The organism is Paenibacillus naphthalenovorans (genome assembly GCF_001465255.1).
Lineage (GTDB): Bacteria > Bacillota > Bacilli > Paenibacillales > NBRC-103111 > Paenibacillus_G > Paenibacillus_G naphthalenovorans.
On the sequence record NZ_CP013652.1, the window covers coordinates 924,867 to 941,734 of the forward strand.

Genomic DNA, 16,868 nt, shown 5'->3' on the forward strand with positions numbered 1-16,868 from the left:
TCATGGCGTTTCGTTTTGTGCTTGGCCGTGCCGGGAGCGGAAAAACGACGTTTTGTCTGAACGAAATCAAACAAAAGCTCATGGAGAAGCCGGAGGGGCGTCCGCTGATTTGGCTTGTGCCGGAGCAGGCGACGTTTCAGGCGGAGTATGCGCTTGTATCCGCGCCTGAACTGGGGGGAACGCTGCGGGCGCAGGTTCTCAGCTTTCGCCGTCTGGCCTGGCGGGTTATGCAGGAGGTTGGGGGGACGGCCCGTCTTCCGATCGATGAAACCGGGAAGAAGCTGTTGCTTCACCGGATTATACATAGGAATAAAGAGCGTCTGCGCCGATTTCAAGCGTCTGCGGATCAAATGGGTTTCTTGGACCGTTTGAATCAGCTGTTCAGCGAATTTAAACGATACTGTATCACATCCGAAGGGCTTAGCGGATTTTATTCGGAGCGTTTCGGATCCCAGAGCGGCCCAAGCGGTTCATTGGAGGACAAGCTGCACGATCTGCAGTTGATTTATGCCGAATTCCAGACTGAACTGTCGAAGCTTTACCTGGACGGAGAAGATTATTTGACTCTGCTTGCCAGGCAGCTTGGCGAATCGGATTACGTTCATGGCGCCGAATGCTGGGTGGACGGATTTCACGGGTTTACGCCGCAGGAATTCGCGGTGCTGGAGCAGCTTGCCCGGCATGCGGGGAATGTGACGCTTACGTTGTGCCTTCCCCGGCCATATGTGAATGGGGAAGGTCTGCATGAGCTTGATTTGTTCCACCCGACGGCACGCACGATGCTGGAGCTGCAGGAGCGGCTGCGGCAGCAGGCTATCCATGTAACGGATCATATTGTGCTGCCTGATTCCCCTCCCGCCCGCTTTCGGCATAATCCGATGCTTGCTTATCTCGAAGCGCATTGGGGGGACGGAGTCAAGAGGCCGTTTCCCGAACCCGCGGAGGTCCGCAAAGGAACGGGTTCGTCCGTCCGTATCTTCGCAGCGGTCAGCCGCAGGGCGGAGGTAGAGGGGGTGGCCCGGGATATTGTAAAGCTTGTGCGGGACGAAGGCTTGCGTTGGCGCGATATATCCGTTTCCGTCCGCAGTGTTGAAGCCTATGGTGATTTACTGGCCGGAACGTTCCGCGATTACGGTATCCCGCATTTCTTCGATCAGAAGCGTTCGGTGCTGCATCATCCGCTGGTGGAACTGATTCGCTCGGCGCTGGAGACGGTGCTCACCCATTGGAAATACGATGCCGTGTTTCGATGCGTCAAAACCGGACTGCTCCTGCCCTTTGCGGAAGATAAGGAACTGCAGGGAGACCGCATACGGATCGACCGTCTTGCCATGGACCAGTTGGAAAACTATGTGCTGGCCTTTGGTATTCAAGGCTCCAAATGGACGGATCCGAAGGATTGGACTTATTCCTATAGAACGAGCCTGGAGCAGGATGATGCGGAGGCCGGTGACGCGGACGAGGCTTTTTTAACGAAAATCAATGCTTGCCGGCGGGCGGTAGCAGGGCCGCTTGGCGAACTGCAAAAGAAGCTGCGGGAGAAAACCGCGGTACAAGACCGCGTTCAAGCGGTATACGAGCTCCTCATCGGACTCCGGGTGCCGGATCGCCTGGAAGCATGGAGCCAGAGCTCGCTTCATTTGGGCGAGCCGGAGAAAGCGCGGGAGCATGCGCAGGTATGGGAGCGGGTTATGGATATGTTCGATCAGTTGATCGAGCTGATGGGGGAGCAGTCCGTATCTCTGGAGTTGTTTGCCGAATTGATCCAAACGGGATTGGAAAGCATCAAGCTCGGGCTTGTTCCCCCGACGCTTGATCAGGTATTGATCGGATCGATGGACAGAACCCGCTCCGGCCGGGTGAAGCACATGTTTGTACTCGGTGTGAACGAAGGCGTTATGCCGGCCAAAATAACCGAAAGCGGCGTGCTGACGGAAGCGGAGCGGGAACGGCTCGGCGCAGCCGGCCTTCAGACTGCCGAAGGCAGCCGCAGACGGCTGCTGGATGAATCGTTCCTGATCTATTGTGCATTCTGCACGCCGTCCGACGGATTATGGCTCAGTTATGCTTTGGCCGATGAAGAAGGAAAATCGCTGCTTCCTTCCGACGTGATCCGGCAAATCAAGCGGTTGTTTCCGCAAGTCAGGGAACGGCTGCTGTTGAATGATCCGGCTCCGGATGCGGCGTCCACCGAGCAGTTGGAATACATAGCGCATCCCGATAAGGCGCTGTCCTTGCTGGTTGTACAATTAAAGCAATGGATGCAGGGAGCTCCGATGAGCGGGGTATGGTGGTCCGTGTACAATTGGTTTGCCCGGCAGCCTGAATTCGGCGGCAGGCTTTCCCGAATGGTTCAATCGCTGCTCTATACGAACAAGGCTGTGGCGTTAAGCGATTCGACCAGCAGGCGGCTGTACGGAGAGCATATTGAAACCAGCGTGTCGCGGATGGAACGATTCGTCGCTTGTCCGTTTTCGCAATTCGCATCCCATGGGCTGCGGTTGAAGGAACGCCGGATCTTCCGCCTGGAAGCCCCTGACGTAGGCCAACTATTTCATGCGGCTTTGAGCAAGTTTGCCGAGCAGGTGGAGAAGGAGGGCATCGATTGGGGGGCGCTGACGGCCCGGGAGAGCGAAGAGCGGGCCGCGCTCGTTGTCGATGCGCTGGCGCCCAAGCTGCAGGGCGAAATCCTGCTCAGCTCCAAAAGGTATTTGTATATTGCCCGCAAGCTGAAGCAGGTGATCGGCCGGGCCGCTTTGATGCTGGGCGAGCATGCCAAACGCGGACAATTTCGCCCGATCGGGCTCGAAATCGGTTTTGGAAGCGGACAGGCGATTCCTCCGCTGCTCTACGAGCTGGACAACGGAGTTCTTATGGAGCTGCGCGGCCGGATTGACCGGATTGACCGGGCGGATACGGAACGGGGAACGTTGCTGAGGGTGATTGACTATAAATCAAGCGCCAAAATGCTGAACATGGCCGAAGTATATTACGGGCTGTCCCTGCAAATGTTGACTTATCTGGATGTCATTTTGACGCATGCTCCGATATGGCTGGGCACAGAAGCGGAGCCTGCAGGCGTCCTCTATTTTCATGTACACAATCCGCTGCTGAATGCCAAAAATGGACTGACTGCGGAACAGATCGATAAAGAGCTGAAAAAACGCTTCAAAATGAAAGGACTGCTTCGGGCCGATCCTGAAGTGATCAAGCTGATGGACAGCAGTCTGATTGGGGCAAGCGGCCATTCCGAGCTGCTGCCGGCGGCGCTCAAAACGGATGGCAGCTTCTATAAATCATCCTCTGTGGCATCGGAGGAGCAGTGGAATACGGTCAGGCGGTATGTAAGACGGACGATTCGCGACATCGGCACTTCGATGACGGACGGGCGCATTGATATCGAGCCGTATCGGATGGGGCAGTCCACCGCTTGCAGTCATTGCTCCTTCCGGCCGGTATGCCAGTTCGACACGCAGCTGGAAGGCAACGATTACAGGGTACTGCCTCCGATCGGCAAGGATCTCGTATGGGAGCTGATGGAAAAACAAACGGAATCAAAGTCGCGCTTCCGGCCATCCGCATCCCGAACCGCAGCCCTTGCTTCGTTGGAAGTCGCCGCTTCGGCAGAAGACGAAACGGATCAGCCCGCTGTAGAAGACGGGTTCATTCCGCCCTCCGGCAGCAAAGATAACGAGGGAGGCGAGACCAAATGACTGTAACGATCCCGAAGCCTGCGGGCAGCACATGGACGGATGAGCAGTGGAATGCCATTTCCGTTCACGGTCAATCCATCCTGGTGGCGGCTGCCGCCGGTTCAGGCAAAACGGCCGTCCTGGTGGAGCGGATTATCCGGCGCATTTCCGATGAGAGAAATCCGACGGATGTAGACCGGCTGCTTGTGGCCACCTTTACCAAAGCGGCTGCCGAGGAGATGCGTCACCGTATCAGCGAGGCGTTGGAAAAAGCGCTCGCGGCCAATCCGGAATCCGATCACCTTCGGCGCCAGCTGGCGCTCATTCCAAGGGCTTCCATCACGACGCTGCATTCCTTTTGCATGGAAGTCATTCAAAAGCATTATCAGGTTATCGGATTAGACCCCGGGTTTCGTATCGCCAACGAAACGGAAAGCGCGCTGCTGCGTCAGGATGTGCTGGAGGAGCTGTTGGAAGAACGGTATGGAGACTCCGCCGAAGATGATCCTTTCTGGCGGCTGGCGGATGCGTTCAGTTCGGATAAAAGCGACGACGCGCTGTTTCAGCTGGTGCAGCGAATATACGATGATGCCCGCAGCCATCCCTGGCCGGAGCATTGGCTTGAGGAAAGCGTAGGAAGATTTGAACGGTGTTCGATGGCAGGAGAGAATCCTTGGCAGTCGAGCTTGCAGGCTTATATCCGCCTGGAGCTTCAGGGGATTGACGCCCTGCTGAGGGAGGCTGTCCGTACGGCCGAGGCCCCCTTCGGTCCCGAACCGTATTTGGCCAATTTGAATGAAGATTTAACGGTAATTCAATCTTTGCTTGAGGCGGCGGCCGATCCGTCCTGGCACAGACTTTATCAGGCGTTTCAGGGGGCGGGCTTCGGAAAGCTGAAGGCGTGTAAAGGCGAGCAGTACGATAAAGAGCTGCAGGAGCAGGTCAAAGCGCTGCGCAATGAAGCCAAGGAAAGGCTGGGAGACCTGAAGGAGGAACTGTTCGTACGAACTCCGGAGCAGTACGAGGAGGAACTGAGAATGATGGCCCCGCTCATGAGGACTCTGGCGGATTTGGTGATCGAGTTTGGGGAGCGGTATCGGAAGGTCAAGCTGGACAAAGGTCTTGTCGATTTCGCCGATCTCGAGCATTATTGTCTGCGCATCCTGAGCTCGGACCGATCCGCGCCCGGAGCGCCGGTGCCTTCTCAAGCCGCTTTGGAATACCGGGAACAGTTCGTCGAAGTGCTGCTTGACGAATATCAGGATACGAACCGCGTGCAGGAGGCGATCGTCGAGCTGATTTCGCGGGAATCTCCCGGCAACCGGTTTATGGTCGGGGACGTGAAACAAAGCATATACCGGTTTCGTTTGGCGGAGCCGAGCCTGTTTCAGGAAAAATATAAAAGCTTTACCCCGGACGGAGCGGATCCGGGAAGACGGATTGATTTGGCGCGCAACTTCCGCAGCCGCCGCCAAGTGGTGGACGGTACAAACTACATATTCCGCCAGCTGATGAACGAGAACGTAGGTGAAATCGCTTATGATCAAAAGGCGGAGCTCGTATACGGCGCAGGGTATCCGGAAACCGGGAATGGAAACTTTGACTTGGCGTCCAAGCTGATTCTCATCGACAGGTCGGCCCATGACGAGAGCGTGTCCGGCAAGAAAACAGAAGACGAAAGCGTGACGGATTCCGATCAAGACCCGGAGGCGGACGGCGCTTCGGAGGATCCGGCCGAAAATAGGCAGGAGCTGGAAACGGCGCAGCTGGAAGCCCGGTATATCGCGCAGCAGATTCGCCTCATGATGGGGATGGATGGCGGAGAGCCGTTTCGGGTGTTCGATAAATCCCTCAAAGGGCTGCGGCCGGCCGCTTTCCGGGATTTCGTCATTCTGCTGCGCGCCACTCAGCAGTGGGCGCCGGTGCTGATCGAGGAACTGCGGCAGCAGGGCATTCCGGCCTATGCGGAGCTGAATACCGGCTATTTTACGGCAACGGAGATTCAAGTGGTATTGTCTCTGCTCAAGCTTATCGATAATCCGTATCAGGATATTCCTCTGGCCTCCGTGCTCCGTTCGCCTATTGTGGGAATGGACAGCGAGGAGCTGGCGCATATCCGGATATGCAGCCGTCACGGAGCTTTTTTCGATGCGGTGAGAGCTTATGCGAGAAAGGATGAAACGGAGACGGAGGAAGCCGGAGAGCTTTCCGATCCGGATGGTTCGGAACCGTCCGGCGATGGCGATGGCGCGTATATTCCAAAACCGGAGACTCAACGCAAAGCAAGATCCTTCCTTGAACAGTTGAACGATTGGAGAAGGATGGCTCAGCAGGGCTCGCTTGCCGACCTGATCTGGGACATTTACAGAAAAACCGGCTATTTCGATTTCGTAGGCGGGCTGCCCGGCGGGCAGCAGCGCCAAGCGAATCTGCGCGCGCTCTACGATCGGTCCCGCCAGTACGAGGCGACCTCCTTTCGGGGCCTGTTCCGTTTTTTGCGTTTCGTTGAACGAATGCAAAACAGCGGAGGCGATTTGGGCACCGCCAGGGCTTTGGGCGAGCAAGAGGATGTCGTAAGGATCATGACCATTCACAAAAGCAAGGGGCTGGAATTTCCGGTCGTATTCGCAGCCGGTATGGCCAAGCCGTTCAACCGGCGGGATTTGACGGACAGCTTCCTGCTGCACAAGGAGCTCGGATTCGGACCGAAGTTGACCGATCCGAAGACGCGCGTCAGCTATCCCACGCTGCCGTGGCTTGCCATCAAACGCAAAATCCAGATGGAAATGCTTGCCGAAGAAATGCGCGTGCTGTATGTGGCCCTTACCCGTGCGAGGGAGAAGCTGGTGCTGGTAGCCTCGGTCAAAGGGCTGGAAAAACAGCTCAAGGCATGGAGCCGGTTTGTTCTGCATGACCGGTTGGCGCTTCCGGATGACGCGCTGGCCAAAGCCAAATGTTATCTGGATTGGATCGGTCCCGCCATGATTCGCCATCCCGACGGAAAGCTGCTCCGGGAAGGGGCAGGCGTAGAAGATACGGTTCCCTTGTTTCTAAAGGACGAGTCTTCCGAGTGGCGGGTGCATCTGATCATGCCGGAGCTGTTTGCCGGTATGGCGCAGGCCGCCGCCGGATCGGATCACGCCGATTCGCGGTGGCAGTCGGTGGTCCGCATGGAGCCTGTGGACGAAACGGAGCGGTGGGAGCATGAAGTGTGGCGGCGGTTGTCGTGGGATTATTCCTATAAAGACGCTACGCTGGTCTTGTCCAAAACGTCCGTAACGGAGCTCAAGCGGCTGTCCGAGCATCATAAACTGCTTGAGCTGCTATCGGAGGAACCCGCGGCGGCGCCTTGGCACGCTGCGGAAAACGGTCAGGACAACGTTGACAAGAAAGGCCGGGACAAAGGACAAACGGTCTTCCGCCGGATGATTGTCCGCAGACCTCGTTTCATGGAGCAAAGAGAGCTGAATGCGGCGGAGCGGGGCTCGGTGTTTCACTCCGTCATGCAGCATATGCCGCTGGATCGTCATCCTTCGGAGGCGGACGTGCGCGAAACGCTGGCCTGGATGGTGTCGCGGGAGCTGCTGACCGAACAGCAGCAATCGCTGGTGGACCCCGCGGTTATTGTGTCTTTCTTCCGAAGCGAGTTGGGGCAGCGGCTGCTTCAAGCCAAGCGGGTACACCGGGAGGTGCCCTTCAGCTTCGGACTGCCTGCGACGGATGTGTATGGCGCTGAACCGGGAGGCTTATCGCAGGAAACGGTCATGCTGCAAGGGGTGATCGACTGCTTGATTGATGAGGAGGAGGGTCTGGTCCTGCTCGATTACAAGACGGATCGCCTGAAGGGCGCTTCTCCTCAACGGGTGGCGGAGAGCTACCGGATGCAGCTCGATTTGTATGCAAGAGCGGTGGAGACAATCTGGAAAAGGCCGGTCATCGGCAAATACATCTTTTTATTTGATGGAGCTCATGTGGTACAGCTATAAAGGAGGATGGGCATGCGGGTATTGCATACGGCGGATTGGCATTTCGGCAGGACATTGGAGGGAAGAAGCCGGCTGCCGGAGCAGGAGGCTTTTATCGATGAGCTGGCGGCCATCGTGAGAGATCAGCAGATTGATCTGGTGCTGGTGGCGGGGGATATTTATGATTCGGTCAATCCGCCTGCCGCCGCTGAGCAGCTGTTTTACGACGCATTGGCCCGACTCTCCGATCAGGGAAGCCGGCCGGTCTATGTCATTGCCGGAAACCATGATCATCCGGACCGGCTGGCGGCAGCCGCTCCGCTGGCGCTAAAGCTGGGCGTGACGTTGGTCGGCCTGCCGGAGGCGCGAGTATACAAGTCGGCGATCAAGCGAACGGGAGAAACGGCGATCGTCTTCGCGCTGCCTTATCCGTCCGAATCCCGTCTTCGCGAGCTGCTGTCCGATGAGGCGGAGGAAGGGCTGCTGCGATCGGCTTATTCGGCACGCGTGAAGCATATCGTGCAGGAGCAGGCGAGGCATTACCGGAAAGACACGGTCAATCTGCTGATGAGCCATTTGTACGTTCTGGGAGGCAAAGAAACCGAATCCGAACGGCCGATTCAAGTAGGCGGCGCCTACACGGTCGATACGGAAGCTTTGACGGCCGGCGCGCAGTACGTGGCGCTCGGACATCTCCACCGTCCGCAGTACATCCGCTCCGGGACGATGATTCGGTACAGCGGCTCGCCGCTGGCTTACAGCTTCTCGGAGGCGGGACAAGCCAAATCGGTAACCATTCTGGATATCAAGCCGGGTTCGGTTCCGCAGGTGGAAGAGATTTTCCTTTCCAGCGGAAGGCCTTTAGTGGAGTGGAAGGCCAAGGGAGGGCTTGCGGAGGTTCACCGGTGGTTGGATGAAGGAAAAGATCCGACGGCCTGGATCGATCTGGAAATTCATCTTCAGGAGACGATGTCGCTCGAACAAATCCACAAGCTTCGGCAGGCGAGGGACGGTTTCCTTCATATCCGGCCGGTCTATCCGGAGCTGCAGCCGGAAGCCATGGAGCCCGTTTCCGCATCCCGGCTCCCGATGGACGAGCTGTTCCGGCGCTTTTACGAGCGGCAGACCGGAGGCGCACAGCCCGAGCCGGAACTGGTCCGGCTGTTTCTGGAGCTGCTGGCTGAGGAGGACGACGCGGCGGTATAAAGCGAAAGACATATTACATGTTGGACTATAACGCGATGACCTGAAAAAACATGGGTTTGAGCGAAAAGGAGGCTTCGGCATGCGGCCGATTCATTTGCAAATCGCCGGACTTCAGAGCTATCGGGAAGCGCAGGAGATCGATTTTGCCGCGCTGACGGGCGCCGGCGTGTTCGGTATTTTCGGCCCGACGGGCAGCGGCAAATCCACCCTGCTCGATGCGATTACGCTGGCGCTGTTCGGCAAGGTGGAGCGCGCGCCCGGCGGCACGCAGGCGATCATGAATCAGGCGGAGCAGACGCTGTCCGTCTCATTTACCTTCGAGCTGGGTTCTGGTTCCGGGGCCAAGCGGTACCGGGTGGACCGCCAGTTTAAGCGCAGCGGAGAGCAGTCTATCCTGGGCAGCCTGTGCCGGCTGATCCATTACCGCGACGGCGAATCCGTCGTATTGGCCGACAAAGCGGGGGAAGTCAACCAGCACATTCAAGACATTTTAGGGTTATCGATGGCTGATTTTACCCGTGCCGTCGTGCTGCCGCAGGGGAAGTTTGCGGAATTTCTGACACTTGCCGGCAAGGACCGGCGGGCGATGCTGCAGCGATTGTTTCATCTGGAGCCTTACGGCGACAAGCTTAGCGCCAAGACCTCCGCGCGCTATAAGGAGACGGATGCCGCGCTCAAGGAGCTTCAGGCGGAGCAGCAGGGCCTGGGCGACGCTTCAGAGGCGGCGCTGGCGCAAGCGGAGGCTCGGCTGGCCGAGGCGCGCGAAGCGGCCCGCGTGCTGCGCGAGCGGCTGATCGCCTGCGAGCGACGCGCGACCGAGCTGCGCGCCGTCCGCGAGCTGCAGCGCGAACGCGCGGCGGTGGCTGCGCGTCGGGCCGCGCTAGCGGCGCAGGCGCCGCACGTGGCGGCCCTCGCCGGGCGCCTCGCGCGGGGCGCGCAGGCCGAGCGGCTGCGCCCGCTCGTGCGTCGGCTCGCCGCCGCCGAGGCGCAGCTCGCGCAGCAGCGTGCAGCCGCCGCCGCGGCCGCCGAGGCGCTCGCCGCCGCACAGGGCGCGCTGGCGCAGGCGCAGGCGGCGCAGGCCGCGGCGCGCGACGCGCTGGCTGCGCAGGAGGCGCCGCTGGCCGCGCGCCTCGAGCAGCTGCGCCAGGCGGCGGCGCTCGCGGCCGAGCTCGCGCAAAGCCGCGAGCGGCTCGCCGTGCTGGCCGCCGAGGCCGAGCGCAGCAGGGCGCAGCTCGCGGGGTTGCATGCGGAGCAGGCGCGCGAGGCCGAGCTGCGCGAGAAGGCGCTGCAGCGGCAGGCGCAGCTCAAGGACGAGCTGAAGCTTGCCGAGGTGCCCAGGGCGTATCGGGATCGGCTCCAGGAGGCGCTGCAGGAAAAGCGCGAGCTCGATCGGCTCGGGAAGCAGTACGGTGAGCAGCAGGCGGAGCTGGCCCGGCGGCAGGCCGAGCTGGAACGGCTGAAGCAATCGCTGGCGGCGCTGGAGCTTACGGAGAAAGAATGGGAGAGTCGGGGAGCAGTCTGGTTGGAACGGTTAGCTTCGTTACATACGGCATGTTTTCAAACCGAACAAAGGCTATCGGCGCTTCTGGGCCAAATCCCCGACGAAATCTCCAGGCTCAAGAGCATGCAAAAGCAGGCCGAACGAACGGCCATGGCCAATGCGCTGGCGGCACATTTGCATGACGGCGAGGCTTGTCCGGTTTGCGGCTCGTCGGTTCATCCGAAGCCGGCTGTGGAGCGCGGGGAGCTGACAGCCGTACAGAGCGGGGAAGACATGCATCACACGGCCGTGGCACAGCTGGAGCGGCTGCAGGACGATGTCCGGAGAAGGCAGCTTGATCTGCGCCAGCTGCTGCATGCTCTGCAGGCGATGGAGCAGCAGTGGAATCAGGCCGTCGATGAAGAAGTACGGCAGCCCCTGTCGGAAAAGCTGTCCGCGCATCATGAGGCGGCTGCGTCGCTTTCTGCTGAATTCGCAGGAGGGACGGGCGTTTTTGCCGATGAGCTTCAACTTTTGCTGGATACGTCTGCGAATGAACTTGAGCTTGCCCGCCGGGAAGCGCAGCAGCTTCAGCATGCGCTCCAAACGCTGCTGCAGGAGAAGCGGCAGCTGGTCAAGCAGCGCCATGATCTGGACGCCAGAGAACAAACGGCACGCGGCGTCTATGAAGCGGAAGCCCAAAAAGCGGCGGAAACGCGCGATTTGCTTCAAACGCTCAGCTCCGGCTGGACAAACAGGTTTCCGGACTACAGGCCGGAGGACGTTGCGGCATTGGCAGAGCGCTTGAAGCAGCAGGAGCAGTTGGCGGATGAGCTCAAAAGCCGGTTGGACAAAAGCGTGGAATTTTTGTCGGCCAAGCAAACGCGCATGGAGCAGCTGCTGCAGGAAGTGGGTGAAGCCGAGAAGCAAGCGGTCCGGATAACTGCGGAACAGCAAGCGCTGCAGCAGCACGTTGACGCGCAGGCCGAACGGCTCTATGCCTGGGTCGGCGATGAGGATGCCGGCGGTCTGGCCTCCGAGGCGCAGACCAGGCTGAATGAGCTGCGAACGGAAGCGCAAAGGACAGCGAAGCTGCTGGAAGAAATGCAGTCCGGGTATCAAGAATCGGCCAAGACGGAATCCGCCGTTCGTCAGGCGGCGGAATCGGCGCGGCTGGCTTTGGAAGAAGCGGAAAGGGAATGGGCCCAGCAGTCGGAAGCGGAAGGTTTCTCTACGGTTCAGGAAGTGTCGGATGCGTTGATCTCGCCTGAACAGCAGCAGCAGTGGAGTGCCGAAGTCGAAGCTCACGGCAAGCTGGAGCATCAGCTGTCAGCCCGCTTGGCTGAGCTCGATCATGAGCTGGCGGGCCGTGAGGTCACGGATGACATGTGGGAAGCGATGGAGCGGGAGCTTGGCGAATGCAAGGCTCAGGATGAAGCGGCTCTGCAAACGATGGCCAAGGCGGAGAGGGATTGGGAGGATCTGCAGGCCAAACACCGGCGCTGGCGCGAACTGGAGTCGAAGCAGACAGCCTGCCGCAGCGAGCTGGAACGGCTTGGCAAGCTACAGAGCGTGCTTCGGGGCAACGCGTTCGTTGAATTTCTGGCGGAGGAGCAGCTGATGCATGTCAGCCGTGCGGCTTCCGAGCGATTAGGACAGCTAACCCGGCAAAGGTACGCGATTGAGGTGGACTCCGGCGGAGGCTTCGTCATGCGGGACGATGCGAATGGAGGGGTGCGCAGACCGGTGACTACGCTCTCGGGCGGCGAGACGTTCTTGACCTCGTTATCGCTTGCGCTGGCTCTTTCCATGCAAATTCAGCTCAAAGGCGAGCATCCGCTTGAGTTTTTCTTCCTTGACGAAGGTTTCGGTACGCTGGATCAGGAGCTGTTGGATACGGTCATTACGGCTCTCGAAAAACTGCATACGGACAAGCTGACGGTAGGCGTCATCAGCCACGTGCCTGAGCTGCGGGCCCGGCTTCCCAGACGGCTTGTGGTGCATCCCGCGGAGCCCGGCGGCCAAGGCAGCCGGATCTCGATGGAGATCATGTAAGGCTCCGGGATTCGGTAAACGGATCGTCTTTAGACATAAGCAGGCCTCTTCCGGCATACCTGTTGAATAGATAGAAGGACATGCATCATCTAGGGGGGACAATCATGCAGACATCTCATCGGAAGCCGGATCGGTGGCTTGGCCGTAAGGGATTCTTAGATCCCCGTTCGTTTACGGCTTCCGTATGCTGTAAAAAGGTTAAGCGTCTGCTGGCTGCAGCGCTTTGTGCCGGACTGTTATTCTCTCACGCCGAACCGATTTACGCCGATGCGATATGGGATCGATGGAAAGCGGCCGACGCTGCCGTGGCCAAAGGGAAGCCAGAGGATGCCGTACCGCATTGGGAGTTTTTGGTTCGTCACTATGCGTCGATTGGAGATTGGCAGAATGCGGCGCTGTTTTGCGGCAGACTCAATCAATATTTTGACCGGATGAAGGATTATGAGAAGGCGATTCATTACTACGAGCTGGAAAACGAGTACTGGCTCAAAGACGGAAAAGACTGGGGAGCCATCGATTTGCAGCGCGCGGAGCAAATACGTACCACCGTGGAGGCTTATATCAGCACCTCGGATACGGAAGAGTTGAAGCGGCTGGCCGCCCCGCCGGACGGAAAGCTGGCGAAATTCGAGCCGGAATACGGGATTTATATCGGAATGTATACGGAACGCGACCCGCAGATGCATAATTACTACGATCGCTCAGAGACATTTTACGGGAAAAAACACGCGCTCTACCTGGTCTATACCCAGGTGGGAAAACCGTTTCCAAAACAGTATGTGACCAGGGCGAAGCAGGCGGGGGTCGCACTGCAGATCGCCTGGGAGCCGATGGACGGGCTTGATGCCGTTAAGGAAGAGACGGTCCGTCAATGGGCCCGTGAGGCAAAGGCTGCGGGCATTCCGATCTTTCTGCGTTACGCCAGCGAGATGAACGGCAATTGGGTCGTGTGGCACGGCGATCCGCAGAAATATATTCAAAGCTTCCGCATGGTTCATGACATCATGGAACAGGAAGCGCCGAATGTGGCCATGGTATGGAGTCCTGGGCAAGTGCCGATGTACTCGATAGCTCCTTATTATCCGGGAGATGCTTATGTCGATTGGGTAGGCGTCAGCCTTTACAGCGAGCCGTATGAGAACGGAGATCCCAAGCAGGGAAATATGCAGGCGACAAGCCCTGTGGAGCGGCTGGATTATTTGTACCGGACTTATGCCGGCCGGAAGCCGCTGATGATCAGTGAAACGGCCGTCTCCCATTACGCGAATCTTCCCCAGGAGTCGTTCACCGATTACGGACTGCTGAATTTGCAGCGGTTGTACGAAATTATGCCGTATAAGTATCCGCGGCTGAAGGCGATCACTTACTTCAATGTCAATCTGGAGATGAAGGAATCCAAAAACAACTATTTGCTCCGGGATAATGAAGCGATGATGAAGCTTTACAGCCGTATGATCGCTCCTCCGTATTATTTGACCAAAGTCGAGCAGGGGACCAGGCCTTCGGATCATGCCGGCCATGTGCCGTTAACCGCCCGGACGCCTATTGTCAAAAGAGCGAAAATTACGCCCTTCGTTAAAATTCCGGATGTCTATATCGGCAAGCTTGAATATTATTTAAACGGCAGGCTGCTGGATAGCCAAAGCGGACCGCCTTTCGGCATTGAGCTTAATGCGGGGGCCGTACCGGAGGGCTCCGTCTTTGAAATTGTTGTTTACAATAAGGACGGCCAAAGGAGCGGTTCAAAATCTTTCCCTTTGTCTTCCAGCGTGTCCGTGGTTGTAGACGGCAAGGATGTGAAGTTTGAGCAGCGGCCGGTCATCCGGGAAGGCTATACGTTGACGCCTCTGCGGGCGATATTGGAGTCGATGGGGGCCAAGGTGGAGTGGGATTCATCCACACGCACGGCAACCGCACGTAAGGGGAATGCGGTGGTGTCCATCCAAATCGGCAGCACCTTCGCGAACCGGAACGGGGAAACCGTGGCTCTCGAAATGCCGGCCCAATTGGTAAACGGGCATACCATGGTTCCGGCACGTTTTGTAGGCGAGGCCTTCGGCGGTGCTGTCAGCTGGGACGGCACAACGCGAACGGTGGAGATCCGAAGTGACGGTCAAGCACCGGCCGCAAAGGTCGGCACAGCCGAGGATCGGCAGGAACAGGAAACCCTTGCCGCGAATACGACGACAGAAGACAAAAAGAATTTGGGGTCGGTGGCGGGGGCTGTTTTCGGATGGTTCAAGCTGCAAGTCGCCAAAGCGTTCAAGCTGTTTAACGATGCGGCGTAGGCAAGGATTCCCAGCTCCTTGCTCCTGCCATATCGTCGTTTTTTCATATAACACAAGGGCCGTCCCTCAGTCATCCAGTTACTCCATCAGGTTGACTTATGGGACGGCCCCTCTTATTCATCCCTATGCACCGATCTTCTTCAGCTCGGGATCTTCCAATATCGCTTTGGCAGCCAGCATAGCACTTGAGAATGCGCGCTCCGCCAGTTCCCCCTTGCCTTCACAGCCATCGCCGCAGAAATAAAACGGAACGTTCTCGATGCGATGGGGCAGCAGACGATTCCCCGAAATATTCTTTACGCTGGCAACCATCGCTTTTTTCGATACGCGTTTGACTTCCGTCGCCTCGCGCCAGCCGGGATAATATTTGTCGAACAAGGCTTCCATTTGTTTGGTCTTATTGTCCAGGTAAGCTTTGCGTTCGGCTTCGTCGACAAATTTGTCGTTCAGGTAAGCGATCCCTTGAAGCAGTTGGCCTCCGTCGGGAACCAACGTATGGTCGGTTGCCGACACATCGCTGATAAACAGCTTATTGTCCATATCGCTGATATAACTGAACGGCCTGGCCACAACCTGTTTCAAGCCCACGTCGTATACCATAACCTCTGTCGCGGTATTATCCTCGTACGGAGACAGGAACGGTTCCCATGGCGTAGCCTTGAGCAGCTTGCACACTTGCTGTACAGGCATGGCGAAAACGACGCGATCGAAAGGCAGCTCCCTTTTTTTCGTTTGCAGCCAAAATTTGCGATCCGCATAACGAATGCCTTCCACGCCTTCCTGAAGGGCGATTTCCCAGCGGCCGCCCAGCTCTATTTTTTGCTTGAGCTGGTTTGTGATAACGGCCCAGCTGCCTAAAACATAATTCACCGGTTTTCCGGACAGAAACAGGTTATGGTAATACTCGCTAATGACCGCTCCGGGTACTTTTCTGGCTTCCTCCGGAGTAATGAAAAAGTTCGAGCATACGAGATGCTCCCACAATTCCTTGACATCCTCGTCAGCATCGGATTGAGCCAAATAATCCCCGAGGGTCTCGTAGTTCCGCACATGGTGAATGTTAGCGATAATCGCTGTAATCTCCCCGACAAAGCGAACCTTCTGGATGGGGTTCAACAGTTCGGTTCTCATCAAATTGACAAAATCGAGCGGAGCAGGCGTCAGCTGTCCGTTCTTGGCATACATGACTCTGCGTTTATCGACCTGCTTGGAGCTGAAGGAAAGTCCCAACTCCTTTTCCATCACGGACAAGGTATGACGATCGATGCCATAAACGGCATGTGCCCCGTAGTTTAACGTAAAGCCCGCCTTTTCATAAGTAAACGCTCTGCCTCCGAGCTGCGGACTCCGCTCGAATAAGACCCCCTCGATACCGGGGCTCTCCGATAAATATGCGGCTGCGGTCAAGCCCGCCAGACCGCCTCCAATGACAGCCACCTTCATAACATGTTCCCCTCCCCGATCCGGTTCGACCAACAACGTATCCGCCTTCTGATTTGCGCGGATTCCGGCCCAAACCGGTGCTAATTGCTGGCGCATAAGTTCCTTCAAATCATCTTCATCCTGTAAACACCACAGCATTAATGTTCCGAGATAGGCCGCCACCAGCGTTCTCGCTTTGTGCGAATCCTGCAGCCGGAGCAGTAGACATTCATACAGCAAGCGGTTTTGTTCCTCGAACGCGGCTTTGAGCGTATGGTTTTGCATCGATAAAGCAATCCAGCTCCGCATGAGTTTGGATGAATGCTGCAGATTCTCAGCCAAGCTGATAAGAAGTCCGTTGATTTGGCTTTCCAAGGCGTTCTCCGTTGCAGGCGGGCGGTTTGCCCACGCTTGAATGATGGATATCTGCTTCCTCGGAATTTCCAGAAGAATTTCGTCCTTGCTTTCAAAATAATGATAAAACGTTCCTTTGGAAGTATTTGTCGACCTGATAATATCGTCTACCGAAACTTTCTCATAACCGTGCTCGATAAACAGCTTCAAGGCGACTTCCATCATATATTCGCGTTTTTTCCGGGTTGCGGCACGCATGAATTTGTTCATGAAATCCCCACCTCGAAACGTGCTGGAAACCATTATAAATGAATTTAGACTCACGGTCTATCATTAAATTAGACTTCCAGTCTATATTTTAGCACAAAACGTTGCTTTGCAGACAATCTTCAGTATTTGTTAAATA

General features: G+C 57.3%; 6 protein-coding genes. 5 read left to right on the forward strand and 1 reads right to left on the reverse strand.

Going from position 1 to position 16,868, the window contains the following annotated elements; all coding sequences use genetic code 11:
- Positions 1-2 precede the first annotated feature (2 nt).
- The 5 genes from addB (at position 3) to IJ22_RS04470 (ending at position 14,686) form a co-directional block, all read left to right on the forward strand.
- Complete coding sequence (addB, locus tag IJ22_RS04450) at positions 3-3,713, forward strand: helicase-exonuclease AddAB subunit AddB (RefSeq protein WP_082660678.1); 3,711 nt, start codon at positions 3-5, stop codon at positions 3,711-3,713.
- Positions 3,710-7,678 carry a helicase-exonuclease AddAB subunit AddA gene (gene addA, locus IJ22_RS04455; protein ID WP_062407541.1) on the forward strand — a complete coding sequence of 1,323 codons (3,969 nt, stop codon included), beginning with the start codon at positions 3,710-3,712 and terminating at the stop codon, positions 7,676-7,678. Before addB ends, addA begins: the two co-directional genes overlap by 4 nt.
- A gap of 12 nt (positions 7,679-7,690) precedes the next feature.
- Positions 7,691-8,863, forward strand: a complete 1,173-nt coding sequence (locus IJ22_RS04460; protein WP_062407543.1) for an exonuclease SbcCD subunit D — start codon at positions 7,691-7,693, stop codon at positions 8,861-8,863.
- Positions 8,864-8,942: 79 nt separating this feature from the next.
- Complete coding sequence (locus IJ22_RS04465) at positions 8,943-12,398, forward strand: AAA family ATPase (RefSeq protein WP_062407545.1); 3,456 nt, start codon at positions 8,943-8,945, stop codon at positions 12,396-12,398.
- 104 nt (positions 12,399-12,502) lie between these two features.
- Entirely contained in the window at positions 12,503-14,686 is a 2,184-nt protein-coding gene (locus tag IJ22_RS04470; protein WP_062407547.1) for a stalk domain-containing protein, read from the forward strand.
- Between the two features lie 123 nt (positions 14,687-14,809).
- Here the strand turns inward: IJ22_RS04470 and IJ22_RS04475 are convergent, their stop codons facing one another.
- Entirely contained in the window at positions 14,810-16,732 is a 1,923-nt protein-coding gene (locus IJ22_RS04475) for an FAD-dependent oxidoreductase (protein ID WP_062407549.1), read from the reverse strand.
- Between the last annotated feature and the right edge of the window lie 136 nt (positions 16,733-16,868).